Below are 25,814 nucleotides of genomic sequence, written 5' to 3' on the forward strand. Positions count from 1 at the left end.
CGTATGCCGCGTGGTTAGAAAATCTGTAGCGCACGACTGAGATCCTAGCAGTCGGCGGCGCAGCGACAGCAGACACTGGAGGTGGTTGAGATGCTCATGCGGACTGACCAGTTCCGCGAGCTGGACCAGCTGGCGCAGCAGGTCCTGGGGACCGTGGCACGTCCCACCGTGATGCCGATGGACGCCTGGCGCGAGGGCGACCGGTTCGTCGTCGAGTTCGACCTGCCGGGCGTCGACCCGTCGTCGGTCGACCTCGACGTCGAGCGCAACGTCCTGACCGTCCGGGCCGAGCGCCCGAGGCTCGACGACGGGCACGAGTCCATCGCGTCCGAGCGACCGCGCGGCGTCTTCAGCCGTCAGCTCTTCCTGGGGGACACCCTCGACCTCGAGCGCATCGAGGCGTCCTACTCCGACGGCGTGCTCCGGCTCACCGTGCCGATCGCCGAGGCGGCCAAGCCCCGCAAGATCGAGATCAACGCAGGGCACCGCACCCCGCACGCCATCTCCGCCTGACCGGCGGCCGACTGCTGGGAAGGAGGTGGTCGAGCCGATGACCGTGGTCGGGGTGGCGACGACCGCACAGGCGTGGGGCGCGCTGGAGCTGGACCCCGGCGTGGGGACGGATGCCGCGTGGGCCCGGGTGGACCTGCTGCTCGAGGACGAGCAGTGGCTCCACGAGGAGTTCGAGGCCCTGACGGCCGACCTGGAGCAGCAGACGCCCCCACGGCGCGGTGCCCCCGACCGCGAGGACCGTCCGAGGCCGGGGCGGCACCGGCGCCGCTGGGCGGTGCAGGGACCGCCGGCCCCAGGGGCCCACGGGCACGTCCCGGGGCGCGAGCGGTCGCCGCCCGGCTGACAGGCGGATGCGAGAGGTCCCACCGGGCTCGAGCCCGGTGGGACCTCTGTGCTGCTCGGTGGTCAGCGTCTGCGCGGTGGTCAGCGCCGCTCTGGGCTGCTGCTCGGTCAGTGCTGCTGCGCGGCCGGCGCCGCCCCAGGTCAGCTCGTCGTGACCACCAGCGTGTGCGAGCCGGCCCTGGTCGGGACGGTCACCTCGAGCCCGCGGTTGGTCGTCCGCGTCGTGGCGTCGGTGACGACCCGGCCGTCGAGGAGCACGGTGGCCACGTGGCTGCCGCGCGGCAGGGTGTGGCCGATCCAGACCTTGTCCGCACCCACGGCCCGCTCGACGTCGATCGTCGTCGTGTACCGCGAGCCGCTCACGGACGCCGCCACGTCGGCATACCCACCGCCGAGGCGGATGCGGTCGCCGGCGACCGACGGCTGGCCCTGCGGCACCTGCGGCACGACGACCAGCCGGCCGGTGCCGAGGTCGGGCCGCACGCCGAGCCACTGGTGCACGACCGCCCACGCGGTGCCGTAGTTGCCCCACGCCTGCATGAACATCGAGCGGCAGGTCCAGCAGCGGTCGATGTTCGCGCCCTGGTCCGGCGACGGGAAGATCTCCGGCATGGCACCCGGCTGCTCGTCCGGCGTGCCGCCGGTCGCGGGCTCGGCGAACATCGGGTCGGCGAGCGCATGCGTGTACCGCTGCTGCTGACCGGCGCCGAGGCGGCCGTAGTTGCCCTCGCCGATCGACTGGATCGACGTGGTCAGGCCGAAGATGACCTTCTCGCCCTGGCCGTTGGCGCCGCCCCCGCAGCCGGTGTGGAACAGGCCGGTGGAGAACGGCGGCGTGCCGCTGTAGCAGTCGTTCTCGCGGCCGGCGAGGGCCGTGGCGCCGTGGGCGTACGGCGCGAGGCCGGCCTGCGTGCGGCCGTCGACCTGGAGCTCGGCCTCCATCGGCGTCTGCCCGATCCAGTGCTTCTGGAAGGACTGGACGTTGCCCGGGTCGACGAGCGAGTCGGCATACTGCGACGCCGCGGCGTACCACCACGTCCCGTCGAACCGGTCCCGGATCTTCCTCGCCAGGTTGTTCGCCCAGGAGAAGGTGCGGCCGTCGTGCTTCGCCTTCGCCATGTCGGCGAGGTCGTACAGGCCACGGATGTAGTAGACGGTGTTGTCGAGCTTCTCCTGGCCCATGCCGCCGCGCTCGACGTTGCCCAGGCCCTCGGGCCAGCCGTCGTGGTCGGCGTCGAGCTGGGAGGTGACGTAGCGCAGGTTGCGCACCGAGAAGTCGTACATCTCGTCGCGGAAGGCGTTGTCGCCGGTCCAGCGCCACAGCAGGGCGACGGTGCTCGGGAACTTCACCGTCTCGTCGGTGTTGAAGTCGTACGACGTGGTGCCGTCGGCGTTCTGCGTCCGCGAGTCGTGGCCGAACCAGATCGAGCCGTCGGAGACCACCTCGTGGGTGACGACACCGGAGCGGTTGTTGAGGATGTCGGAGATCTGCTGGAGCGCGCGCAGGTGCCCCTTGATCGCCTCGAACTGCCCCACCGAGACCGCCGCGAATGCCGTGTACTCGGCGTCGGTGCCGAAGATCCAGGGGTAGTCCGGGTACCCGGCGCCGATCCACGTGGCCTTGTCCACGGTGCCCAGGGGTGGCGGGAACTGCTTGCCCTGGTTGGTCCAGCGGACCTGCAGGTCGGTCGCCGTCTGGGTCAGGTCGGCCATGTTCTGCTTGCCCCACTCGACGGCCTGCTGCACGAGCGGGTCACCCGGCAGCGACAGCTGCGTCATCTGCGACAGCGCCCGGCGCTCGGCCTTCTTGGCGGCCAGGGCCGCCTCGGGGTCGGCCAGCGCCTTGGCCAGCTCGCCGCGGGCGGAGGTGAGTCCCTGGTCGGAGCCGGCGACCGCGAGCCAGACGGTCTTCGAGCCGCCCGCGGGCAGGTCGAGGGAGTACGTCAGCTCTCCGCCGGTGCCCTTGCCGAACGGGCCGTCGTCGCATGCGGACGGCTTGGGGTCGGCCGGGGCGCCGGGCTCGGTGCCGGTGCAGCGGTGGCCGGGCTGGGCGCCCCAGTACTGGCTGCCGATCGCCCCGGACGTCGGGGTCGCGGAGGTGCCGACGAGGGCGGCGTAGTGGTGCGTCGGCGCGCCGGGCAGGGCGCCGTCGTCGGTGAAGACGAGGTTCTTCCCGTCGTACGAGCCGGAGTCGGGCAGGTTGTCGCTGGCGTTCGGCGTGACGCCGGAGAAGCCCCACGGGTACTGGCCCATGAGCTCGGAGTGCGCGTCGACCGACAGCTTGGCCGTCCGGGCAGCGCCGGGGTTGGTGACGGTCAGCCCGAAGAGCGCGCCGCGGACGCCGTCGGGGACGAAGTCGGTGCGTGCGACCTTCAGGCCCGCGGTGTCGGGCAGGTCGTAGCGGGTGTAGCCCCAGCCGCTGGTGAACTTCGTGGCAGGGCCGACCCACTGGTCGTCGAGGCCGAACCAGACACCGTCGACCATCTTCATCGGCGGGGTCCAGACCCCGCCCATCTCCCCGGTGATGTGCCAGCCGTTGGCGTAGAACCGGCCGTCCTCGAAGCCGATGGAGTAGGCGCGGGTGCCGGCGGAGACCTCACGCCGGTCGGCGAGCCGCGTGGTGACGGACAGCTCGTCGCCGGCCGCCGGGGCTGAGGCGGCCGTGGCGGCCGAGGTGGCTCCAGCCGTGGCGCCGCCCACTGCTGCCGGCGCTCCGGCCCGGGTCATCCCGAGGGCGGATCCCGGTGGTGCTGCGCTGGCGGGCAGCTGCGCCGCCAGGACGGTCGTTCCCAACGCCAGCGCGCTGGCGGCTGCGACGAGTGATCGAGACATCGGGCGTCCTCCGACCCAGAAGGGGAGCGGCGCCGGCCGGCGTCGCCTGGGTGGTCAGGACAGTGCGCCCGAGGCGAATTCGGACGACTTTGTCCGGACTGTCGGAACGTACACCCGGGCCCAGAACGGGGCAACGGACTGCGAACAGGGTCGAGGACCGCGAAGGGTGCCCAAGCAGGACGAACCTCGTTCGGCGGCCGGCGAGGTTCGCCCGACGTGGGTGCGTCAGCCGGCGTCGGGGGCGTACACGTCGCGCGGTCCGGGCTGGCCCTGCAGGCTCCCGATGGCGCGGATCGCGTCGAGCCGGTGGACGAGGTCGTCCGCCCGGGTGGACACGACGGAACGGTGCTCGCCGGCGGTGAGCCGGCGCCGCGCGGCCACGAGGTCGGTGCGGTTGGTGCCGCCGGCCCGCGCCGCGAGGTCGAGGCGCCCGGCCTGCACGTCGGCCATGCAGGCGAGGCAGAGGATCCCCTCGTCCGAGGACAGGTACCCGACGCGCTCGCCGCCCGCCACGACCTCGCCGCAGCCGCACACGGCGGGCTGGGAGAGGCGGACCAGGGTCGGCAGCGTGCGCGGGTGGCTGTCCATGGGTGGCGACGCTAGGACGGGGCGCTGCGGCAGGGTCGCCATCGGCGGGGTCCCCAACCGTTCGGATGATGCGTTTTCGTGCGGTTGGCTGAGTTCGCGGCAGGGGCGCAGTTCGGTGCCCACCCCGTCCCGGAAGTCAGGACCTAGGTCCCTGCTGCGACGTCCTTCGTTGCGGGACAAAGGAAGTGCGCCCCCGGTAACGAGGGCGAACCGGAAGGACAGCCGGTCCGTACCGCAGCGAGAGCTGCGGAGGATCCCCCGACGAGGGTGGCGGGCCGCAACGCCCTCCCGGACGCCGAGAGCTCGTCACTCCCGGACGACGAGGCCCTGGGCGGTTTGCGAATCAGCCCGGGGCCTCGCCACGCGGGCCGCTCCGAGCGGCAGGCAGGCCGGCGTCACGCGACGTGCCATGTCACAGGCCCGGGGTCGCCGCGTCCGCCTCGTGGTGGAGCGCGACTCGACCCGAACGGCTGAGGCCGCCGGAGGGGCCACCGGCCCGATACTGGACCCGTGCTCGACACCGACTTCAGCCGTACGGTGCGTGCGGCACAGTCGGGGGACGAGGGCGCGTTCGCACGGCTGTGGCGTGACGCCAACCCGCTGCTCGTCCGCTACCTGCGGGTGGTGGGCTACGACGACCCCTACGACGGCGCCTGCGAGGCGTGGATCACGGTGGTGCGCGGCCTCGCGGACTTCGCCGGCGACGAGCGCGACTGGCTCGTCTGGCTGCTCACCTGCGCCCGGGCCCGCGCCCACGAGGGGTCGCTGCGGCGTGCCTGGGGGTCGGTGACCGTCGTCCCCGGCACGGGTCTTCCCGTCGGGGGCGCACTGCCCGACGACGTCGAGGAGGAGCTCACCAGCGCCGCCGTCGACGACCCCCGGACCCGCGGCATCGCCGACTCGCTCGCGGCGCTGCGCAGCCTGCCCCTGGGGCAGGGCGAGGTGCTGCTCCTGCGGTACGGCGCCGGCCTGTCGGTCCGGGACACCAGCCGTGTCACGGGCGTCGACGAGGTCTCCGTGGGCCGGCTCGCGCAGCGTGGGCTGGATCGCCTCGGCGTCGACCACGACCTGTTGCGCTGGTCGCTCACGGCGCCGGGGTCCGTCGCCGAGCTGGCCGACGAGCGCGTGGTGCTCGGTGCCTTCACCGGCGGGTCTCGGGCGGGTCGACGGGGAGCCGGCCGCTCGGGCCGTGCCGGAGGTGGTCGGCCCGAAGGTCCTTCGGGCGCGAGACACCACGGCTCCCGTGTCATCGCGACCGTCGCCGTGCCCAGCGCGGCAGACAGCGCACGGGGCGGCTCGCGCGTCACGGCTCTGCGTTCGCCGGCAACGACGGCTCGCTCCGGTGGCGCCGTCCGCGTGGTCGGCCGCTCCCGCGGCGCAGCCCTTGCGGTCGCCGCCCTCTCGGCCTCGGTGATGTCGCTCGGCGGGCTCACCGCCGCGGCATACGTCGGTGCCCTCCCGGCCCCGGTCCAGCAGGCCATGCACGACGCCATCGGTGCCCCGGCACCGACCGCCGGGCCGTCCGGTCCCTCCGCGCAGGGGGGCTCCTCGAGCACCTCGCGCCCCCCTGGTGCCGGGCCGTCGGCCTCCGCCGTCGCGGGACTGTGCCGTGCGTGGTCGGCCGACCAGGCTGCGGGAACTCCGCGCGACCGGTCCACGGCCTTCCGCGCCCTCGCCTCGCGGGCCGGCGGCGCCGAGCGCGTGCAGGGGTACTGCGCGACCGCCGCGACCCACCCGACGTCGCAGGTCGGGCCCCGTCCCACCCCAACCGCACACCCCACGGCGCCCGGCAAGGGCGCGACCAGCACCCCGAACCCGCACTCCACCTCGCCCGGCAAGGGCACGACGAGGACGCCGAACCCGCACTCCACCTCTCCCGGCAAGGGCACGACCAGGACGCCCGCGCCCCAGTCGACGGCGCCCGGCAACGGCGGGTCGACCCCCTCGAAGCCCCAGCCCACACCGTCCGGCAACGGCTCGACGCAGGGGGCGGGCAACGGGTCGGGCTTCGCCTCGGAGGCCCCGGTGACGGCGCCGTCGACCCCCGTGTCGCCGGCCCCGTCCAGCGGGACGGGCAAGGGCGGCGGGTCCGGCGGCGGGTCGGGCGGCGCCCCTGGCCGTGCGGGGTAGGACGCGTGGACGCCGCACGCGCGCCGCACGCGGCCGAAGGGGAGCGGGCCGCCGGACGTCCGTCCAGCACTGCTGCCGTAGGCTTCGCGCCGTGCTCTTCCCGCTGACCGTCGCCGTCTTCGTGGTGGCGCTCGTCCTGCTGGCGCTGTCCGGCTGGTATGCCGCGAGGGGCCGGCTGCTCGACGACCGGATGCTCCTGGCGGGCGCCGTCCTCGAGGTCGGCCTGGTCGTGCAGCTCGTCGTCGCGCTCGTCCACGTGGGGCGCGTGACCGGCGGGGGAGCCGAGCGCGCGACCTTCGCGGCGTATGCCGTGACGCTGCCGTTCGTCCCGCCGGTGGCACTGTTCACCGCGCTCAAGGAGAAGACGCGCTGGGCGATGGTGGTCGTCGCCGTCGGCGCGTTCGGGGTGGCCGTGATGACGGCGCGCCTGCAGCAGATCTGGGGTCTCGGTGGCTGAGTCGACGTCGCAGCAGCCCGGCGCACCGCGGTCGACCCGCTCGGGCCCCGGGATCATCCTGGTCTCGGTCTACGGCCTGCTGGCGCTCGCCGCGACCGGCCGCTCGGTCCTGCAGATCACCGAGTACTTCTCGCGCGCCCCGCTCGCCTACGTCCTGTCGGCCGTCGCGGCCGTCATCTACATCGTCGCCACGGTCGCCCTCGCACGCGGCGACCGGACGTCCCGCCGTGTGGCGCTCGCCGCGATCAGCGTCGAGCTGGTCGGCGTGCTCGTGGTCGGGCTCGCCTCCTACCTCGCGCGCAGCGCCTTCCCCGACAAGACGGTGTGGTCGCACTTCGGCTCGGGGTACGGGTTCGTCCCGCTGGTGCTGCCGGTGCTCGGCCTGCTGTGGCTGCGTCGCACCGCCACGGGACCGGCCGCCGACGTCGGCACGGCACAGGGCAGCCCCGAGGCGGACGGCCCCGGGGCTGCACCCACGCGCTAGGTCCTCCTCAGGAGGCGTCCTCGACCGGCTCGAGCACGAACACCGGGATCAGGCGGTCGGTCTTGGTCTGGTACTCCGCGTAGGGCGGGTAGGCCTCGACGCAGCGCTCCCACCACTGCTCGCGCTCCTCGCCCTCGAGCTCGCGCGCCCGGACGGTCCACGTGCGGTCGTCGTCCTGGAGGTCGAGCACCGGGTTCTTGCGGGCGTTCGCGTACCACGCGGGGTGCTCGGGGGCGCCGCCCTTGCTCGCCACCGCGGCATACAGGCCCTCGTGCTCGACCCGCATCAGCGGGACCTTGCGCACCTTGCCGGACACCCCGAGCATCGTCAGCATCACGACCGGCCGGTCCATGATGGAGACCGAGCGGGTCGTGCCCGTGCTCTCGATCGTCTCGACCTGCTCGCGGACCCACTTCGTGGGGCTGGGGACGTACTCACCCGTGATCGTCGTCATGTGTCCCACAACACCACGGGCGGCCGATTTGTTGCACGCCGAGGCGGGCCGGGCGCGGGCGGCGCAGGGTCTGTGGACAACCGTCGACCCGCCTCCTGCGCGTCCTAGCCTCGAGGGCATGCCGAGGATCTCCGTCACCCCCGAGGCGCTCACCGCGCTCGCCGGCGCGCTGGCGGGCATCGCCGACGAACTGGCGTGGTGCGCCCAGCGTGCGGGCACCGACGCCTGGGCTCTCGGCCCGGGCGACAGTGCGGCGGCGCTGGCGGAGGTCCTCGGCGACTTCGAGCACCAGCGACAGCTGCTCGGGCGCTCGTGCGGGTCGCTCGCGGCGGCGGTCCGCACGGCGGGGTCCGCGTATGCCGAGGTCGAGGCCGGCGTCGGCGCGGACCTCACGGTGGGCGGCGAGGGCTGGGGGAGCGCCTGGTGAGGGCGCCCGCGCCGGTCGGCGGGGACCCTGCGACGGTCCGTGCACTCGCGGGCACCCTCGCCGGGGAGGGCGACTGGCTGGGCTCGCTCGGGGGGAGCCTGCGCGGCCTGGCGGACCCCTCCCTTACGTCCTGGGACAGCGCGGCCGGCGAGGCGTTCGCGCGGCGGTGCGCCGGCGTGGCCGGCGTCGTCGACCGGCTCTCCCGCCGGTATGCCGTGGCCGCCCGGGCCCTGGTCGCCCTCGCCGACGCGCTCGCGCGGGCGCAGGAGACCGTGGCAGGTGCCCAGCGGGTGCACGAGCAGGCATGGCCCGAGTTCCTCGCCGCCGGGGACGCCATGGCGCTCGCGGAGTCGAGCGACGACCCCGCCGTCAGGAGCACGGCGCCGCGGCTGCGGGCCCGGATGGTGGAGGCGGGGGAGCGGGTGCAGGCCGCCGAGCGGAGGGCGTCCGACGCCCGGGCGGAGTACCGGATCGCAGACCGGCGGTGCGCGTCGGTGCTGGCGTCCCTGCGCGACGACGGCCTGTCCGACAGCGGCTGGTACGACGTGGTGACGACCACCCGCGACGTCGCCGGCTCCGTGGAGTCGGTCGCGGGGCCGGCGGCGCTGCTCCCGGTTCCTCCGGTCCGGGCCGTGGCGGAGCCCGTCGCCGCCGTCGCGGGCGCGGCCGGGCTCGCGGCCGGCGCGGCGCTGCTCGCGGTCTGGGGCGACGGCTCCTGGTCGTCCCTGGCGCTGGGCGCAGCCGCCGCGGCGGCAGGCCCGGTCGCGGAAGGGCTGAAGACCGGTGCCCGGGCGACCAACGCCGCCGCCCAGGCCGCGGCCTCGACCCGGGTCGAGCGCCGGGCCCTGCGGATGGGAGCCCGCCAGCGTCTCGCCGCGGCCATGGGTGCGCCCAGCGCCCGCGCCTATGGCAAGGCCCCCACCCCCGTCGCCCGGACGGTCCGGTGGACCGCGCCGTCGCGGCGCCCAGGGACGTGGGGTCGCTGGGCTGCCGAGCAGGCGGAGCTGCGCGCCCGGACCGCGGTGCAGACCCGGTGGCTCGACGACTGGCGCGCCGTCACCGGTACCACGGGCACGTCGCCCCGGCTGCTCGTGACGGCCTGGGGCGTCGAGGCAGGCGGGTCTGCGCTGGACCAGGTGTCCTCGGCGCGCGACGCCCGGGCGGCGCAGGCCTCCGACCGGGCAATCGAGGCGGCCGGCAGGCGCCTGACCTCGGGGAATCCACCACGCGCCGGCGTGCAGGATGTGGCGCGGCACCGTTGACTGACCGGGATGTCCGGAAATACGCTCCATTCAGCAAAAGCCAACTTCCGCGATGTGGAAAACAAGGCGGTGCGTTCGATGGACACCGAGGTCCTGGCCGGGCGGCTTCGCGCCCTCGTCGGCGCGGACGCCGTCCTCACCGACCGGCAGGAGCTGCGCACCTACGAGTGTGACGGCCTGGCCCACTACCGGGTGGTCCCCGCCATAGTCGTGCTCGCCGCCAGCACGGCGGACGTCGCCGCCACGGTCACCGAGTGCGCCCGCGCCGGCGTGCCGTTCGTCGCCCGGGGCTCGGGCACGGGCCTCTCCGGTGGTGCGCTGCCCCACGCCGACGGCGTCCTCATCGTGATGAGCCGCATGCGCGACGTGCTCGAGGTCGACCACGACAACCAGCGGGCCGTGGTCGAGCCCGGGGTCATCAACCTCCAGCTGAGCGACCTGACGCGCCCGCTCGGGTACTACTACGCGCCCGACCCCTCGAGCCAGCAGGTCTGCTCCATCGGGGGCAACGTCGCCGAGAACTCCGGTGGGGCGCACTGCCTCAAGTACGGCTTCACGACCAACCACGTCACCGGGCTCGAGCTCGTCACGGCCGGCGGAGACGTCGTCGAGGTCGGAGGCAAGGCCCCGGACCCCACGGGCTACGACCTGCTCGGCGCCCTCGTCGGGTCCGAGGGCACCCTCGGCATCGCCACGCGGGTCACCGTGCGGCTGACACGGAACCCCGAGGACGTGTCCACCCTGCTGGCGGCCTTCACCTCGACCGACGCGGCCGGCGAGGCCGTGTCGGCGATCATCGGCGCGGGCGTCATCCCTGCCGCGATCGAGATGATGGACGCGCTCGCCATCGAGGCGGCCGAGGCCGCGGTCCACTGCGACTACCCGGCGGGGGCGGGGGCGGTGCTCATCGTCGAGATCGACGGGCCGGCCTCCGACGTCCGGCACGTGTTCGCCGAGGTCGAGCGCCACTGCCGCGACGCGGGAGCCTTCGAGATCCGGATCGCCAGGGACGACACCGAGCGCGCGCTCTTCTGGAAGGGGCGCAAGTCGGCGTTCGCGGCGGTGGGGCGGATCAGCCCCGACTACATCGTCCAGGACGGCGTGATCCCGCGGACCTCCCTGCCCGAGGTGCTGCGCAGCATCGCCGAGCTCTCCGAGCGCAGCGGTGTCCGCGTGGCCAACGTCTTCCACGCCGGCGACGGCAACCTGCACCCGCTGGTGCTCTTCGACGACGGCCGAGAGGGGGAGGCGGAGCGGGCCGAGGAGGTCTCCGGCGCGATCCTCGACCTGTGCATCGAGCACGGCGGCTCGATCACCGGTGAGCACGGCGTCGGTGCCGACAAGGCCAAGTTCATGCCGCGGATGTTCACCGACGACGACCTCGACACGATGCAGCTCGTCCGCTGTGCGTTCGACCCGGACTCGATCTCCAACCCCGGCAAGGTGTTCCCCACGCCGCGTCTCTGCGGTGAGCGGCCCGGACGACACCAGGGCGCGCACCCGCTCGCCGAGGCCGGCGTGGCGGAGGTCTTCTGATGGCGGGGCCACTCCGGAGGGGCGACTCGTGACCACCCAGGTGTCCGACGACCTGCTGCGCGCCTGCGACGGGCGGGTGGAGCCGGCGGGCGACGCCGACGCCCTGCTGGGCGCCCGCCCCCGCTGGGTGGCGTCCCCCGCGAGCACGGAGGAGGCGGCCGCGCTGATGCGGGTCGCGGCCCGCGAGGGGCTGGCGGTCACGGCCCGCGGCTCGGGAACCAAGCTGCGCTGGGGCGGACGCCCCGAGCGCCTCGACCTCGTGGTCGACACCAGCCGCCTCGACGCACTCGTGGAGCACGCCGCCGGCGACCTCGTCTACATCGCCGGCGCCGGCCGCTCGCTGGCGCAGGTGCAGGAGGACGTGGGCGGCGCCGGCCAGCGGCTGGGGATCGACCCCCCGACCGGTGGCACGCTCGGCGGAGCCGTCGCCACCGCGGCGAGCGGCCCCCTGCGCCTGCACCACGGCGCGGTCCGTGACCTCGTGATCGGCATGACCCTGGTCCGCGCCGACGGCGTCGTGGCCCACAGCGGCGGCAAGGTGGTCAAGAACGTCGCCGGCTACGACCTCGCGAAGCTGCTCACCGGCTCCTTCGGCACCCTCGGGCTGATCACGCAGGTGGCCCTGCGCCTGCACCCGGTGCCGCAGGGTCGCCGCTGGGTGAATGCCTCGGTGGCCGACGCGGCCGCCGCCGGCTCCGCCGCGCTCGCTGTCGCGCACAGCCAGCTCGTCCCGTCCGCCGTCGAGCTGGACGTCCCCGCGCCGGGCGCGGGCTCCCTGGCCGTCCTCGTCGAAGGTCACCCCGACGGTGCGGCGGAGTCGGCCCAGCGGGTCGCCGACCTGCTCGCCGCGTCGGGTGGCGTCGACGTGCAGGTGGGGGAGCAGCCGCCTGCGTGGTGGGGCGGCGACGTCGCCACCGACCGCGCGGGGTGCACGCTGCTGCGCGTCACCCACGTCCTCACCGGGGTCACGCCCCTGCTGCGGGCCCTGTCCGAGGCCGCCGCCGGCTCCGGCGTCCGGGCGGCGCACCTGCGGGGCTCGCCGGCCGTGGGTGTCGAGCACGTGGCGGTCGAGGGCGATGCCGACGCGGTCGCGGCACTCGTGCAGCGCCTGCGGGTCGCCTCGGCCGGCTTCGACGGCCAGGTCGTCGTGCTCGACGCCCCCGACGACGTCCGCGCCCGGGTGGACCTCTGGGGTCCCGTGCAGGCGCTGGCGCTGATGCGCGCCGTCAAGGACCGCTTCGACCCCGGCCGGCTGCTGTCGCCCGGGCGCTTCGTGGGAGGCATCTGATGACCAGCACGGACCCGACGACCGGGCACGGTCCCGCCGGCGCGGCAGGACCGGCCGACGGCGTGGTCGACCGGACCGCGGAGCACGGGACGGGGCGCCCGCGCGCGGTCGCCCTGGACGGGCCCCACTTCGACGACCACCGGCCGCCCTCGCAGGAGCTGCTCTCCGACTGCGTGCACTGCGGCTTCTGCCTGCCGACGTGCCCGACGTACGTCCTGTGGGGCGAGGAGATGGACTCGCCCCGCGGCCGCATCCACCTCATGCAGCAGGTGGTCGGGGGCGAGCCGCTGACGCCCGAGGTGGTCGGCCACTTCGACGCCTGCCTCGGCTGCATGGCCTGCGTGACCGCCTGCCCCTCCGGGGTGCAGTACGACAAGCTCATCACCGACACCCGGGCCCAGGTCGAGCGCAACACCACGCGCACGCCGTCCGACCGCGCGCTGCGCGAGGCGGTGTTCGCCCTGTTCCCCTACCCGCGCCGCCTGCGCGCCCTGCGCGGACCCCTGCGGCTGCACCAGCGGTCGGGGCTGTCCCGGCTGCTGCGCAGGTCCGGTGTGCTGCAACGGATCTCGCCCCAGCTCGCCGCGATGGAGTCGCTCGCCCCGTCCCTGGGCCGGCGCGAGGACGTGCCGGCCCTGACACCGGCGCGCGGCACGAGGCGGGGGACCGTGGGCATGCTGCTCGGCTGCGTGCAGCGCGAGTTCTTCCCCGGGGTCAACGCCGCCACCGCGCGGGTGCTGGCCGCCGAGGGGTTCGACGTCGTCGCGCCGCCCGGGCAGGGCTGCTGCGGCGCGCTGTCCGCGCACAACGGCCGCGAGGAGGAGGCCGCCGGCTTCGCCCGCCGCCTCGTCGAGGAGTTCGAGCGCGCCGGGGTCGAGCACGTGGTCGTGAACTCGGCGGGCTGCGGCTCGGCGATGAAGGAGTATGCCGACCTGCTCGCCGACGACCCGGCGTGGGCCGACCGTGCGCGCGCCTTCGCCGACCGGGTGCGCGACGTCAGCGAGATCCTCGCCGAGGTCGGCCCGGTGGCGCCGCGGCACCCGCTGGAGGTGTCCGTGGCGTACCACGACGCCTGCCACCTGGGCCACGCGCAGGGAGTCCGGGCCCAGCCGCGGGAGCTGCTGCGCGGCATACCCGGCCTCGAGCTGCGCGAGGTCAACGAGGCGTCCCTGTGCTGCGGCAGCGCGGGCATCTACAACCTCCTGAAGCCCGAGGCCGCCCGCGAGCTGGGTGACCGCAAGGCGACCAACGTCGTCGCGACGGGCGCCGAGCTGCTCGTCACCGCCAACCCGGGCTGCCTCATGCAGGTCCGGACGTCGCTGGAGCGGGCCGGGGCCGCGATGGCGATGGCACACACCGTCGAGGTGCTCGACGCCTCGATCCGAGGACTGTCACCCGAGGACCTCGGCGTGACACGAGGGAGGTCGACGCAGCCCTAGACCGACGGGTTCACGGAAACGACGACCTTCCAACCACATCCCCCCTCACACCCCGAGGTGAACGCATGTTCCGTCCGGTACTCGACGCCGTAGGTGGTTCCCTGTTCCTCACGGCCCTCGTGGCCATGCTGCCCCTGCTCACCATCTTCATCCTGCTCGGCGGCCTGCGGCTCGCCGCGTGGAAGGCCGGCATCGCCGCGCTGCTCGTCTCGATCGTGATCGCGATCTGGGCCTACTCGATGCCCGTCGGCATGGCCGTCTCCTCCGGCATCGAGGGTGCGGCGTTCGGCTTCTTCCCGATCATGTGGATCGTCATCAACGCGATCTGGGTCTACAACATGACCGTCGCGACGGGGCACTTCGACGTGCTCCGCCGCTCGTTCGCGAGCATCAGCGACGACCAGCGGATCCAGGCCGTCATCATCGCCTTCTCGTTCGGCGCCCTGCTCGAGGCGCTCGCCGGCTTCGGCACGCCCGTCGCCATCACGAGCGTCATGCTGATCGCGCTGGGCTTCCGGCCGCTCAAGGCCGCGGTCGTGGCCCTGGTCGCGAACACCGCGCCGGTCGCGTTCGGCGCGCTGGCGGTGCCGATCACCACCCTGGCGACCGTCAGCCAGCAGCCCGAGCACACGCTGTCGCAGATCGTCGGTCGCCAGACCCCGCTGCTCGGCGTCTTCGTGCCGATGGCCCTGGTCTTCATCATCGACCGCGGCCGCGGGGTCCGGGCGACCCTGCCCGCGACGCTCACCTGCGGGATCACCTTCGCCATCGCGCAGTTCGTCACCTCGAACTACATCTCGACCCCGCTCACGGACATCGTCGCCTCGCTCGTGAGCGCGCTGGCCGTCGTCCTGCTGCTGCGCGTCTGGCAGCCGAAGCAGGCCTACGTGGAGTCCGGTGTCGAGGAGGAGGTCGTGGCCGCCGGTGCTCGCGGCTCGCGGACCTCGGCCACCGGTGCGATGACCGCCGAGGCCGGGGACCAGCACCGCGAGGGGCACACCGGTCGTCGCCGCCCGGTGCACACGGAGAGTGACGCGGGCGCCGAGGACCTCGCCACCATGAGGGCGCGCGACGAGGCTGCGCACGACCGCGGCTCCGACGTGTTCAAGGCCTACGCGCCGTACCTCATCATCATCATCGTGTTCGTGCTGGCCCAGCTGCCCGGCATCAAGGACGCCCTCGACGCCCCCACCAAGGTGTTCAACTGGCCGGGGCTCGACGGTCTGCAGAGCGCCTCGGGCAAGGCCTCGAAGATCCCGCAGTTCAAGCTGAACTGGCTCGCCGCAGCAGGCACGCTCATGCTCATCTCCGGCATCATCTCGATCCCGGTGCTGGGGATCTCCCCGGCGAGGGCGCTGCGTGCCTACGGGACGACGCTCAAGCAGCTCGCTGCCGCGATCGTCACCGTCATGGCGGTGCTGGGCCTGGCGTACGTCATGAACGCGTCCGGCCAGACCTCCAGCCTCGGCACCTGGATGGCGGGTGCGGGTGGGGCGTTCGCCCTCCTGTCGCCGATCCTCGGCTGGCTCGGCGTCGCGGTCACGGGGTCGGACACCTCGTCGAACTCGCTGTTCGGCGCCCTGCAGGTGACGGCCGCCAAGGACGCCGGACTGCACCCGGCCCTCATGGCAGCCGCGAACTCCTCCGGCGGTGTGCTCGGCAAGATGATCTCCCCGCAGAACCTCGCGATCGCCGCGGCGGCCGTGGGGATGTCGGGTCGCGAGGGCGACATCTTCCGGCGGGTCATCGGCTGGAGCGTCGCGTTCGTGGCGTTCATGTGCGTGCTGGTCTTCCTGCAGTCCACCGCGGTGCTCAACTGGATGATCCCGTAGCGCGGGATCCCGGCCCGACGACGGCCCCGACCGCCTGTGCGGTCGGGGCCGTCCGCGTGCGGTCGGGGCCGTCCGCGTGCGGTCGGGGCCGTCCGCGTGTGGTGGGGGCTGTGCGCGTGTTGCGGGGTCGTGCGCACGGGGCGGTGGGTGTCCCTCTCCGGTGCACGGCGTCCGCGATGAGAGACGGGTGTCCCGGCCCGTGGAGGCTGCGGCGTACCCTGCGGACAGGTCATGAGTGCCAGCGCGAAGCCCCGGCTCGCTGGCCGGCAACCCTCCTCCGCGGTGGGGTGCCCCGGGTGAGGACCGGGCGCACGGCTCCCGCCGTGCGCAAGCGCGGGAGACCCACCACGTGTCCCGCACCGCCTCCGGCGGTGGCGACCAGCACTCCACCGTCGGCGACGGACCACGCCGACGCCGCGCCCTGCGGCACACGAGAGTGAAGGTTCACATGAGCAGCACGAGCTGGTCGTTCGAGACCCGCCAGATCCACGTCGGCCAGGAGCCGGACTCCGCCACCGGCGCCCGCGCCCTGCCGATCTACCAGACGACGTCCTACGTCTTCAAGGACGCCGAGCACGCGGCGAACCTGTTTGCGCTCAAGGAGTTCGGCAACATCTACACCCGCATCATGAACCCCACGCAGGACGCCGTGGAGCAGCGGATCGCCTCGCTCGAGGGCGGCGTCGGTGCCCTGCTCGTCGCGTCCGGCCAGGCGGCCGAGACCCTGGCGATCCTCAACATCGCCGAGGCCGGCGACCACGTGGTGGCCAGCCCGTCCCTCTACGGCGGCACGTACAACCTGCTCAAGCACACGTTGCCGAAGTTCGGCCTCGAGGTCACCTTCGTGGCCGACCCCAACGACCTCGAGTCGTGGCGCCGGGCGGTGCGGCCCAACACCAAGCTCTTCTTCGGCGAGACCATCTCCAACCCCAAGTCCGAGGTGCTCGACATCGAGGGCGTGGCGGCGGTCGCCCACGAGGCGGGGGTGCCGCTGGTCGTCGACAACACGATCGCGACGCCCTACCTCATCCGCCCGCTGGAGTGGGGTGCCGACATCGTCGTGCATTCCGCGACGAAGTACCTCGGCGGCCACGGCACCACCATCGCCGGCGTCATCGTCGACGGCGGCTCGTTCGACTTCGCCAAGGACCCTGAGCGCTTCCCCGGCTACAACACGCCGGACGAGAGCTACCACGGCCTGGTCTTCGCGCGGGACCTCGGCGTCGGCAGCCCGCTCGGGGCGAACCTCGCCTACATCCTCAAGGCACGCGTCCAGCTGCTGCGCGACCTCGGGGCAGCCGTCTCGCCGTTCAACGCCTTCCTCATCGCGCAGGGGATCGAGACCCTGAGCCTGCGGATCGAGCGGCACCTGCAGAACGCGCACGAGGTCGCGAAGTACCTCGGGGGCCACGAGCAGGTCGAGCGGGTGGTGTGGGCGTCGCTGCCCGACCACGAGTCGTACGAGAAGGCGAAGAAGTACACCCCGCGCGGCGCGGGCGCGGTGCTCGCGTTCGAGATCAGGGGCGGCGTCGAGGCGGGCAAGCGCTTCGTCGAGGCGCTGCAGCTGCACAGCCACGTGGCCAACCTCGGCGACGTGCGCTCGCTGGCGATCCACCCGGCCTCGACGACGCACTCGCAGGGCCCGGACGAGGACCGTCTGGCTGCCGGGGTGACGCCCGGGCTCGTGCGGCTCGCGGTCGGCATCGAGCACGTCGACGACATCATCGCCGACCTCGACCAGGGCTTCATCGCGGCCAAGGGCGTCTGACCGGCCGTGATCCGGTGCGGGTGGGGGAGGGGCCGCCCGTATCGTAGGGGCCATGTCCTCCGCCGGTTCCGAACAGCCTCGTGCTGCCCGGAACCGGCGGACCCGGCCGCGGCGAGGTGCGGGCGAGGGTGGCACCGCGACTGCGCGCGACCCCGGGCAGCCCCGCCGGAACCGCCCGCCGCGCCCGCGCCGGGCGATCCCCGTCCCGGACCTGCACTACCCCGAGCAGCTGCCGGTCGTCGCGCGCAAGGACGACATCGCCGCGGCGATCCGGGACCACCAGGTCGTCGTCATCGCGGGCGAGACGGGGTCGGGCAAGACCACCCAGCTGCCGAAGATCTGCCTGGAGGTCGGCCGGGGCCAGCAGGGCATCGTCGGGCACACTCAGCCACGACGGATCGCCGCGCGCTCGGTCGCCGAGCGCATCGCCGAGGAGCTCGAGGTCGAGCTCGGCGGCGCCATCGGCTACCAGGTCCGGTTCACCGACACGAGCAGCGACCACACGCTCGTCAAGGTGATGACCGACGGCATCCTGCTCAACGAGATGCAGCGCGACCGGATGCTGCGCAAGTACGACACGATCATCATCGACGAGGCGCACGAGCGGTCGCTCAACATCGACTTCATCCTCGGCTACCTCAAGCAGCTGCTGCCGCGCCGCCCCGACCTCAAGGTCGTCATCACCTCGGCGACCATCGACCCCGAGCGGTTCGCCCAGCACTTCGCCGACCCGCGCACGGGGGAGCCGGCGCCGATCATCGAGGTCTCGGGTCGCACCTACCCCGTCGAGGTCCGCTACCGCCCGCTCGTCGACCCCGACCGCGACGACGCCGAGGAGCGCGACCAGGTCACCGGTGTCGTCGAGGCGGTCGAGGAGCTGTGGACCGAGGCCCGGGGCGGTGACGGCGGTGGCCAGGACATCCTCGTCTTCCTCTCCGGAGAGCGGGAGATCCGCGACACCGCGTCCGCGCTCGAGGGCCTGAACCTGCCCCAGACCGAGGTGCTCCCGCTCTACGCGCGGTTGTCCGCGGCGGAGCAGCACCGCGTCTTCTCAGGCCACCCCGGCCGCCGGATCGTGTTGGCCACCAACGTCGCCGAGACATCCCTGACCGTCCCCGGCATCCGCTACGTCGTCGACGCCGGCACCGCGCGCATCTCGCGCTACAGCCAGCGCACCAAGGTGCAGCGGCTGCCGATCGAGCCCGTGTCCCAGGCCAGCGCCAACCAGCGGGCCGGTCGCTGCGGCCGTGTCGCCGACGGCATCTGCATCCGGCTGTACTCCGAGGCCGACTACGAGTCCCGGCCCGAGTTCACCGAGCCCGAGGTCCAGCGCACCAGCCTCGCGTCGGTCATCCTCCAGATGACGGCACTCGGGCTCGGCGACGTGGCCCGCTTCCCGTTCGTCGACGCGCCCGACCCGCGCCAGGTGGCCGACGGCGTGCGGCTCCTCGAAGAGCTCCAGGCGTTCGACGTGAGCGGTGGCGAGGACGCCGGTGCGGGTGATGGCCAGGCCACGGGTGAGGCGTATGCCGCGGAGCCGGGGGAGCGGGCAACCGCACCACGGCGACGTGGCCGGGAGCGGAGGCTCACGGCATACGGGAGGTCGCTCGCCCGGCTGCCCGTGGACCCACGGCTGGGGCGCATGCTCATCGAGGCCGGGAAGCTCGGCTGCACGCGCGAGGCGCTCGTCATCGTGGCGGCGCTGTCGATGCAGGACCCCCGCGAGCGGCCGGCCGACAAGCAGACCCAGGCCGACCAGGCGCACGCCCGTTTCCGTGACGAGCACTCGGACTTCATGTCGCTGCTCAACCTCTGGAACTACCTCAAGGAGCAGCAGAAGGCGTTGTCGCACAGCGCGTTCCGGCGCATGTGCCACACAGAGTTCCTGCACTACCTGCGGGTGCGCGAGTGGCAGGACCTGCACTCGCAGCTGCGCCGGGCCTGCCAGGACGTCGGCATCGACCCGAAGCAGGCGACGGCCGCGCCCGGTGAGCCGCCGAACGCCGACCTCGTCCACCAGGCGCTGCTCGCCGGGTTGCTGTCGCACATCGGGGTGCGCGACGAGGCCAAGCGGGACTACCTCGGTGCCCGGGGTGCGCGGTTCGGGATCTCGCCGGGGTCGACGCTGTTCCGCCGCCAGCCCGCGTTCGTCATGGCCGCCGAGCTCGTCGAGACGACCCGGCTATGGGCCCGCACCAACGCCCGCATCGACCCGCTGTGGGCCGAGCGTGCTGCGCCGCACCTGGTGAAGCGGACGTACTCCGAGCCGCGCTGGTCGCGCAAGCAGGGTGCTGCCCTGGCCACCGAGCGGGTGACCCTCTACGGCGTGCCGCTGGTGGCCGCCCGCACCGTCAACTACGCCAGGATCGAGCCCGAGGAGTCGCGCGACCTGTTCATCCGGCACGCGCTCGTCGAGGGTGACTGGGACACGCACCACGAGTTCCATCGCGCGAACACCGCTCTGCTGCAACGACTCTCGGAGCTGGAGGAGCGGGCGCGGCGACGCGACATCGTGGTCGACGACGAGGACCTCGTGGCGTTCTTCGACGAGCGCGTCCCCGCCGACGTCGTCTCCCAGCGCCACTTCGACCGCTGGTGGAAGCAGGCGCGGCGCGAGACGCCGGACCTCCTGACCTTCACCGAGGACCTGCTCACCCGCGACAGCGCCGAGGAGGTGTCGGCGCGCGACTACCCGCGCACGTGGCGCCAGGGCGGGCTCGAGCTGCCGCTGACCTACCAGTTCGAGCCCGGGACGGCCGCCGACGGCGTGACGGTTCACATCCCGGTGCAGGTGCTCAACCGCGTGTCACCCGAGGGGTTCGACTGGCAGGTGCCGGGGCTGCGGGGAGACCTCGCGACGGCCCTCGTGCGGGCGCTGCCCAAGGGCGTCCGGCGCAACTTCGTCCCCGCACCCGACCACGCGGCCGCCGCGCTGGCCGACGTCCAGCCGGGCGACGGCCGCACGCTCGTCGAGGAGCTCGGCCGGGTCCTGCACGCGCGCACCGGCATCCGCGTCGACCCCGCGGACTGGCACCCCGAGGCCGTCCCCGACCACCTGCGGGTCACCTTCAGCGTCGAGGACGGTGGCGGGCGCGTGCTGGGCGCCGGCAAGGACCTCGAGGAGCTGCAGGCGAGGCTCGCGGGCCAGGTGCAGCGGCGCATGTCCCGGGCCGGAGCCCGCATCGAGCGCAAGGGCCTGCGGCAGTGGGACTTCGGGACGCTGCCGGAGACCTTCGACACGAGGTCGGGCGGCCAGGTGGTGCAGGGGTTCCCCGCGCTGGTCGACCGTGGCGACTCGGTCGACCTCGTCGTCCTCCCCGGTCGCCGTGCCGCCGAGGCGGCGACCGCGCTCGGTGTGCGCCGGCTGCTGCTGCTCAACACCGCGCCACCGTGGAAGCGCGTGCTCGCCCGGCTCGGCAACGCCCAGAAGCTCACCCTCGCCGACAACCCGCACGGCTCGGTGCCCGCGCTGCTGGAGGACTGCCTCGCCTGCGCCGTCGACGCGATCACGGCCGAGCGCGGCTCGGCCGGGTCCCACGGGGTCCGCGACGAGGCGGCGTTCGAGGAGGTGCTCGCCGCCGTGCGCACCCACGTCGCGACCCGGGTGCTGCAGGTCGTCGACGAGGTCGAGCCGGTCCTGGCCACGTCGAGGGACGTGCGGCGGCTGCTCGAGGGCCTGCGGGCCCCTGCCGCGGCGGCGCTGGTCGCCGACGTCCGGGCGCAGCTCGACAGCCTCGTCCACCCCGGCTTCGTCGCCGACACCGGCATGGCGCACCTGCCGCACCTGCGGCGCTACCTGCGGGGGATGGTCCAGCGGCTGGAGAAGGCGCCGTCGTCGCCGTCCGCCCTGGCCCGCGACGCCGCGAACCAAGAGGTCGTCGACCGGGTCGAGCTCGCGTATGCCGACCTGCTCGACTCCCTGTCGCCCGAGGACCGCCGCTCGGCCCCGGTCCGCGACGTCGGGTGGATGGTGGAGGAGCTGCGGGTCAGCCTGTTCGCGAACTCGCTCGGGACGCCGCGGCCGGTGTCGGAGAAGCGCATCCGCAACGCCATCGCCGCCCTCCAGGCCTGAGGTCGCCTGCCCCTGACCCGGGTCCAGCTGACCCTGACACGGGTCTGGGTGCCCAGGAGTGCAGGATTCCGCACCTCTGGGCACCCTGACCGTGGTCGACCGGGGTGGCCTCGCGTCAGGCGAGGTGCACGTTCTCGTGGCCCTCGGACGACAGCACCTCGTGCTTGACGTTGAGGAACAGGAACGTCACCAGCGCACCGACGAGGATCATCCCGGCGCCCACGAGGTAGGCGTGGCCGGACCCGTAGGTCTGTGCCTGCAGCGCGACCTGGTGCTGGGCCGCCTGGAGCTGCTCCGGGCTCAACGCGCCGGACTGCGCCTTGGCCTGCAGCGCTGCACCGAGCTCGGCGCCGCGGTCCTTGGCGGCGTTGGCGAAGACCGTGCTCAGGGTCGCCAGGCCGAGGGAACCACCGACCTGCTGCATCGTGTTGAGCACCGCCGACGCCACGCCGGAGTCCTCCTTCGCCACGCCGGCGGTCGCCGTGAGCGTCATCGGCACGAAGGTCAGGCCCATGCCGACCGAGAGGGTGGCGATCCACGGCAGGAGGCCGCCGGCATACGAGCTGTCGACGCCGAGCCGCGAGAACCCGAACATGCCCACCGACGCCAGCAGCGCACCGAAGCCGGAGATCCAGCGCGGGTCGAGGCGGGTCATGAGGGTCGAGGCGACCTGCGCCGCGACGACGATGCCGGCCGAGAACGGCAGGAAGGCGAATCCGGACTTCAGCGGGGAGTAGCCCAGCACCTGCTGGATGTAGAGGCCAAGGAAGTAGAACATCGCGAACATCGCCGCGCCGACGACGAGCATCACGACGAACGACGTGCCGCGGGTGCGGTCGGCGAGGATGCGGATCGGCATGAGCGCGTGGCTCGAGCGGGCCTCGACGGCGACGAACGCGACGAGCAGGACGACGCCGAGCGCGAGGGTGGTGATGGTCGTCGCGGACGACCACGAGTCGGAGGCCGCGTGGGTGAGGCCGTAGACGAGCGAGACGAGGCCGCCGGTGCCGAGGATGGCGCCGGGGACGTCGACGCGGCCCTCGGCCCGGACCGACTCGGGCAGGAAGCGGGGCGCCAGCAGGGCGACGGCGAGGCCGATCGGGACGTTGATGAACATCGTCCAGCGCCAGTCGATCTCGGTCAGCGCGCCGCCGAGGATCAGGCCGACGGCGGCACCGGCACCGGACATCGCGGCATACACACCCATGGCGCGGTTGCGCGCGGGGCCGGCCGGGAAGGTCGTGGTGATGAGCGCCAGCGCAGTGGGGGAGGCCAGCGCGGCACCGACACCCTGGAGGGCGCGGGCGCCGAGGAGCATGCCCTCGGTCTGCGCCAGGCCGCCGAGCAGCGAGGCGCCGGCGAAGAGGAGCACGCCGGTCATGAAGACCGTGCGGCGGCCGAAGAGGTCACCGAGGCGCCCGCCGAGGAGGAGGAGCCCGCCGAAGGCGAGGGTGTATGCCGTGACGACCCACGACAGGTTGTCCCGGGTGAACCCCAGGTCGGTCATGATGTGCGGCATCGCGATGTTCACGATGGTGCCGTCGAGCACCACCATGAGCTGGGCCGCGCTGATGACGGTGAGGGCGATGCCGAGGTGCCGGGTGCGGCCGCCCTCGGCCTCTCCGGGTCCGGAGGTCGAGACGGGCTCGACGACAGCAGGAGATGACATGGGTTGTCCTTAGTGTGGGGGTGGAGCGGTGGACGGGGAGTCAGCTGCGCGGCAGGGTCGCTGCGCAGGCGGGGAGGACGACGCTGTCCACCAGGAACGTGAGGCGCTCGCGGCTCGGGTGTGAGCCGGTCAGCATCGCCTCGTGGATGCTGATCGCGGGCAGCAGGCGCGACAGGAGGTCGATGTCGGCGTCCTTGCCCACCTCGCCCCGCTGCTGCGCCGCCTCGAAGATGCGGCGGGTGCCGGCCAGCTTGGGCCCGATGAGCCGGGTCAGGACGGCCTCGCCGAGCTCGGGGTCGCGGTGCATGGCCGTGACCAGCTGGCTGAACACCTGGATCGGCCGGTCCTCGCCGAGGCCGCCCTTGGCGCACGCCTGCGCGACCAGGTCGCCCCGGAGCGAGCCTGTGTCGGGGAAGCGGTCGGCCTCGACGCCCATCATGAGCTGGAGGGCGTCGACGACGAGGTCGACCTTGCTGGGCCACCGGCGGTAGAGCGTGGCCTTGGAGGCCTTGGCCGAGGCCGCGACGAGGTCGAAGCTGAACCGGTCGTAGCCGTGCTCGACCAGGGTCTCGAGGGCCGCCTCGAGGATCTCGCGCTCGCGGTCGCCCTCGACCCGGGGTCGCGGCCGCGACTCCTCGGCGGTGGCGGTGCTGCGGGCGGGGGTCATCTGGCGTCCTCGGGTCGGTCGTACGCGGATGGAACGAAACTGTTTCGTTTCATCCGAACGGTAGATCGCGCCGATCCATTCCCGCAACCCCGAAGATCTTCTCTGCTCCCGACGCCGCCGGCTGGCCGCCGGGGATGCGGAATCCCTCGCCGGGTTGCGGCGTTGGCACTGACGAACGTCCGCAGACCTCACCTTGGAGATCGCCGTGCAGAACCCGTCCGAGCTCTACCACTTCGAGACCGACACCGACCCGCAGGACCTGCGCGCGTCCGTCCTGGTGCTCGCGCTGGGCGGCTTCATGGATGCCGGCCACACCCAGAAGCTGCTGACCGAGCACCTGCTGTCGACCGGTGAGTCGACCGTGGTGGCGTCCTTCGACGCCGACCAGCTGCTCGACTACCGCAGCCGCCGCCCGACGATGGTGTTCGACACCAACCGCTGGGTCAGCTACGAGGACCCGTGCCTCGCCCTGCACCGGCTCACCGACCGCGACGGCACGCCGTACCTGCTGCTGACCGGCCCCGAGCCGGACTTCCAGTGGGAGCGCATGGCCGAGGCCATCCGCCAGCTCGTCGTGGCCCTCGGCGTCGACCTCGTCGTGACCGCCCACGGCATCCCGATGGCGGTGCCGCACACCCGGCCGATCGGCATGACGTCGCACGCCACCGACCCGCGGCTGATCCCGTTGCAGGAGAACCCGTTCGGTCGCGTGCAGGTGCCGGGCAGCCTGGCGTCGCTCGTCGAGCTGCGGCTCGGGGAGTCGGGCCACGACGCGATCGGCTTCGCAGTGCACGTACCGCACTACCTGGCCCAGGCCGAGTTCGCCGACGGCGCGGTGACCGCCCTCAACGCGATCCTCGCCGCCACCGGCCTCAACCTGCCCATCGACGACCTGGTCGCGCAGGCCGGCCTGAACCGGGCCGAGATCGCGCGCGAGGTCGAGGGCTCGGAGGAGGTGGCCCAGGTCATCGCGGCTCTCGAGCGGCAGTACGACACGTTCCTCGAGGGGCGCCAGAAGCCGAGCCTGCTGGCCACCGACGTGAGCGACCTGCCGTCGGCCGACGAGATCGGCGCGGAGTTCGAGCAGTTCCTGCGCGAGATCGACGAGCCGGGCAGCGACGGCCCCCAGGGCTGACCGTCCCGTCCCACGACGAGGCCCCCGGCACCAGCCGGGGGCCTCGTCGCGTAGGGGTCGGAGTGCTGCGCGTCAGACCTTCGCGTGCTTGGCGCGCGCGAAGCTGTAGAGGCCGAACGCGGCGAAGCCCAGCGCCATGACGACGAGCAGCACCGTGCCGAACGGCTGTCCGCGCAGCGACTTCAGCGCACCGTCGAGGCCGGTGGCCTCCTTGGCGTTGTGGTGGATCCCCGCGGCGCAGAACAGGATCCCGACGATGGCCAGGGCGACGCCCTTGGCGATGTAGCCGACGCGTCCGGCGCGGGTCGCCCACGTGCCGGGGTGGTCCTCGAGGTCCTGCAGGAACTTCTTCGACCAGCCCTTGTACACGTGGTAGGCGCCGACGCCGATGACCACGAGTCCGATGACGACCACCAGGAAGCGACCTCCGGGCTTCTCCATGAGGCTGGAGGTGAAGTCGACGCTCTGGGACTTGCTGCTGCTCGACCGGCCGCGGGCGAAGGTGAACGCCGACCAGGCGAGGGCGAGGTAGACCACCGCCTTGGAGACGGCCTTGGCCCGTCCGCCCCAGGCGTCCTTGTCGTCGCCGGGGTGCCCGATGACCGCGTCGGTGACCTGCCAGATGGCCAGGCCGAGGAACGCGACCACCGCGAACCACAGCAGGGCCTTCCCGAGACCGTTGCCGGCCAGCGAGGAGAGCGCCCCGCTCTGGTCGGCGTTCTTGCCGCTGTGCCCGAAGGCGACCTGCAGCGCGATCCAGCCGATGAGCAGGTGCAGCAGACCGCTCACCGCATATCCCGCCCGGGCCGCCCCTTCGAGCGCCGGGTGGTCGGACGCCTCGCGGGCGACCTGTTTGACGTCGTGTCCGTCCATGCCCACACCCAACCACCAACGGGCCGGACTGGCAGCGGACCGGCGG

Annotated in this window: 20 protein-coding genes and 1 riboswitch; of the genes, 14 read left to right on the top strand and 6 right to left on the bottom strand. The window is 73.3% G+C overall.

Annotation, left to right across the window (positions count from 1 at the left end):
- The first annotated feature begins 90 nt into the window (after window positions 1-90).
- Window positions 91-513: an HSP20 family small heat-shock protein gene (locus J2X64_RS18425; protein WP_310157668.1), complete on the top strand. Its 423-nt coding sequence runs from the start codon at window positions 91-93 to the stop codon at window positions 511-513.
- Between the two features lie 37 nt (window positions 514-550).
- The gene (locus J2X64_RS18430; RefSeq protein WP_310157671.1) at window positions 551-856 is read left to right on the top strand and encodes a hypothetical protein; all 306 of its coding nucleotides are present in this window, start codon (window positions 551-553) and stop codon (window positions 854-856) included.
- A 140-nt stretch (window positions 857-996) separates the two neighbouring features.
- Here the strand turns inward: J2X64_RS18430 and J2X64_RS18435 are convergent, their stop codons facing one another.
- Complete coding sequence (locus tag J2X64_RS18435) at window positions 997-3,687, bottom strand: hypothetical protein (RefSeq protein ID WP_310157673.1); 2,691 nt, start codon at window positions 3,685-3,687, stop codon at window positions 997-999.
- 225 nt (window positions 3,688-3,912) lie between these two features.
- A complete protein-coding gene (locus J2X64_RS18440; protein WP_310157675.1) occupies window positions 3,913-4,275 on the bottom strand; it encodes a hypothetical protein in 363 nt (120 codons plus the stop codon).
- Window positions 4,276-4,785: 510 nt separating this feature from the next.
- Between J2X64_RS18440 and J2X64_RS18445 the strand changes: the two genes are divergently transcribed.
- From J2X64_RS18445 to J2X64_RS18455, 3 genes are all read left to right on the top strand, one after another.
- Complete coding sequence (locus J2X64_RS18445) at window positions 4,786-6,405, top strand: sigma factor-like helix-turn-helix DNA-binding protein (RefSeq protein ID WP_310157676.1); 1,620 nt, start codon at window positions 4,786-4,788, stop codon at window positions 6,403-6,405.
- A 91-nt stretch (window positions 6,406-6,496) separates the two neighbouring features.
- Window positions 6,497-6,862, top strand: a complete 366-nt coding sequence (locus tag J2X64_RS18450; protein WP_310157679.1) for a hypothetical protein — start codon at window positions 6,497-6,499, stop codon at window positions 6,860-6,862.
- Window positions 6,855-7,346, top strand: coding sequence for a hypothetical protein (locus tag J2X64_RS18455; RefSeq protein ID WP_310157682.1), 492 nt, complete (start codon window positions 6,855-6,857; stop codon window positions 7,344-7,346). Before J2X64_RS18450 ends, J2X64_RS18455 begins: the two co-directional genes overlap by 8 nt.
- 7 nt (window positions 7,347-7,353) lie before the next feature.
- Here the strand turns inward: J2X64_RS18455 and J2X64_RS18460 are convergent, their stop codons facing one another.
- Window positions 7,354-7,800 carry a nitroreductase family deazaflavin-dependent oxidoreductase gene (locus tag J2X64_RS18460; protein WP_310157685.1) on the bottom strand — a complete coding sequence of 149 codons (447 nt, stop codon included), beginning with the start codon at window positions 7,798-7,800 and terminating at the stop codon, window positions 7,354-7,356.
- A 118-nt stretch (window positions 7,801-7,918) separates the two neighbouring features.
- On the opposite strand from J2X64_RS18460, the gene J2X64_RS18465 reads away from it, so the two are divergent.
- The 8 genes from J2X64_RS18465 to hrpA all read left to right on the top strand — a co-directional run bounded on the left by J2X64_RS18465 (window position 7,919) and on the right by hrpA (window position 21,424).
- Entirely contained in the window at window positions 7,919-8,227 is a 309-nt protein-coding gene (locus J2X64_RS18465; protein ID WP_310157686.1) for a hypothetical protein, read from the top strand.
- Window positions 8,224-9,489 (top strand): hypothetical protein, encoded by a 1,266-nt coding sequence (locus J2X64_RS18470; RefSeq protein WP_310157689.1) that lies wholly within the window; start codon window positions 8,224-8,226, stop codon window positions 9,487-9,489. Before J2X64_RS18465 ends, J2X64_RS18470 begins: the two co-directional genes overlap by 4 nt.
- 78 nt (window positions 9,490-9,567) lie before the next feature.
- Window positions 9,568-11,025, top strand: coding sequence for an FAD-linked oxidase C-terminal domain-containing protein (locus tag J2X64_RS18475; RefSeq protein WP_310157690.1), 1,458 nt, complete (start codon window positions 9,568-9,570; stop codon window positions 11,023-11,025).
- A 28-nt stretch (window positions 11,026-11,053) separates the two neighbouring features.
- Window positions 11,054-12,313 carry an FAD-binding oxidoreductase gene (locus tag J2X64_RS18480; protein WP_310157691.1) on the top strand — a complete coding sequence of 420 codons (1,260 nt, stop codon included), beginning with the start codon at window positions 11,054-11,056 and terminating at the stop codon, window positions 12,311-12,313.
- Complete coding sequence (locus tag J2X64_RS18485) at window positions 12,313-13,752, top strand: heterodisulfide reductase-related iron-sulfur binding cluster (RefSeq protein WP_310157692.1); 1,440 nt, start codon at window positions 12,313-12,315, stop codon at window positions 13,750-13,752. The genes J2X64_RS18480 and J2X64_RS18485 overlap by 1 nt, the downstream gene beginning before the upstream one ends.
- A 65-nt stretch (window positions 13,753-13,817) precedes the next feature.
- On the top strand, window positions 13,818-15,584 hold the full coding sequence (locus tag J2X64_RS18490; RefSeq protein WP_310157694.1) for an L-lactate permease: 1,767 nt from the start codon (window positions 13,818-13,820) through the stop codon (window positions 15,582-15,584).
- Window positions 15,585-15,811: 227 nt separating this feature from the next.
- A riboswitch (SAM riboswitch) is annotated at window positions 15,812-15,924 on the top strand.
- A gap of 108 nt (window positions 15,925-16,032) precedes the next feature.
- The gene (locus J2X64_RS18495) at window positions 16,033-17,352 is read left to right on the top strand and encodes a bifunctional o-acetylhomoserine/o-acetylserine sulfhydrylase (RefSeq protein WP_310157697.1); all 1,320 of its coding nucleotides are present in this window, start codon (window positions 16,033-16,035) and stop codon (window positions 17,350-17,352) included.
- 52 nt (window positions 17,353-17,404) lie between these two features.
- Window positions 17,405-21,424: an ATP-dependent RNA helicase HrpA gene (gene hrpA, locus J2X64_RS18500; protein ID WP_310157700.1), complete on the top strand. Its 4,020-nt coding sequence runs from the start codon at window positions 17,405-17,407 to the stop codon at window positions 21,422-21,424.
- 115 nt (window positions 21,425-21,539) lie between these two features.
- Here hrpA and J2X64_RS18505 read toward each other — a convergent pair whose 3' ends face one another.
- On the bottom strand, window positions 21,540-23,093 hold the full coding sequence (locus J2X64_RS18505; RefSeq protein ID WP_310157702.1) for an MFS transporter: 1,554 nt from the start codon (window positions 23,091-23,093) through the stop codon (window positions 21,540-21,542).
- 40 nt (window positions 23,094-23,133) lie between these two features.
- Complete coding sequence (locus J2X64_RS18510; RefSeq protein ID WP_310157704.1) at window positions 23,134-23,760, bottom strand: TetR/AcrR family transcriptional regulator; 627 nt, start codon at window positions 23,758-23,760, stop codon at window positions 23,134-23,136.
- Window positions 23,761-23,965: 205 nt separating this feature from the next.
- Here J2X64_RS18510 and J2X64_RS18515 point away from each other — a divergent pair, with 205 nt between their 5' ends.
- Window positions 23,966-24,895, top strand: coding sequence for a PAC2 family protein (locus tag J2X64_RS18515; protein WP_310157706.1), 930 nt, complete (start codon window positions 23,966-23,968; stop codon window positions 24,893-24,895).
- Window positions 24,896-24,967: 72 nt separating this feature from the next.
- Here J2X64_RS18515 and J2X64_RS18520 read toward each other — a convergent pair whose 3' ends face one another.
- Window positions 24,968-25,768, bottom strand: a complete 801-nt coding sequence (locus tag J2X64_RS18520; protein ID WP_310157708.1) for a DUF1206 domain-containing protein — start codon at window positions 25,766-25,768, stop codon at window positions 24,968-24,970.
- Between the last annotated feature and the right edge of the window lie 46 nt (window positions 25,769-25,814).

The sequence above is a fragment of the Phycicoccus sp. 3266 genome (genome assembly GCF_031456495.1).
In the GTDB taxonomy this organism is placed as follows: Bacteria; Actinomycetota; Actinomycetes; order Actinomycetales; family Dermatophilaceae; genus Pedococcus.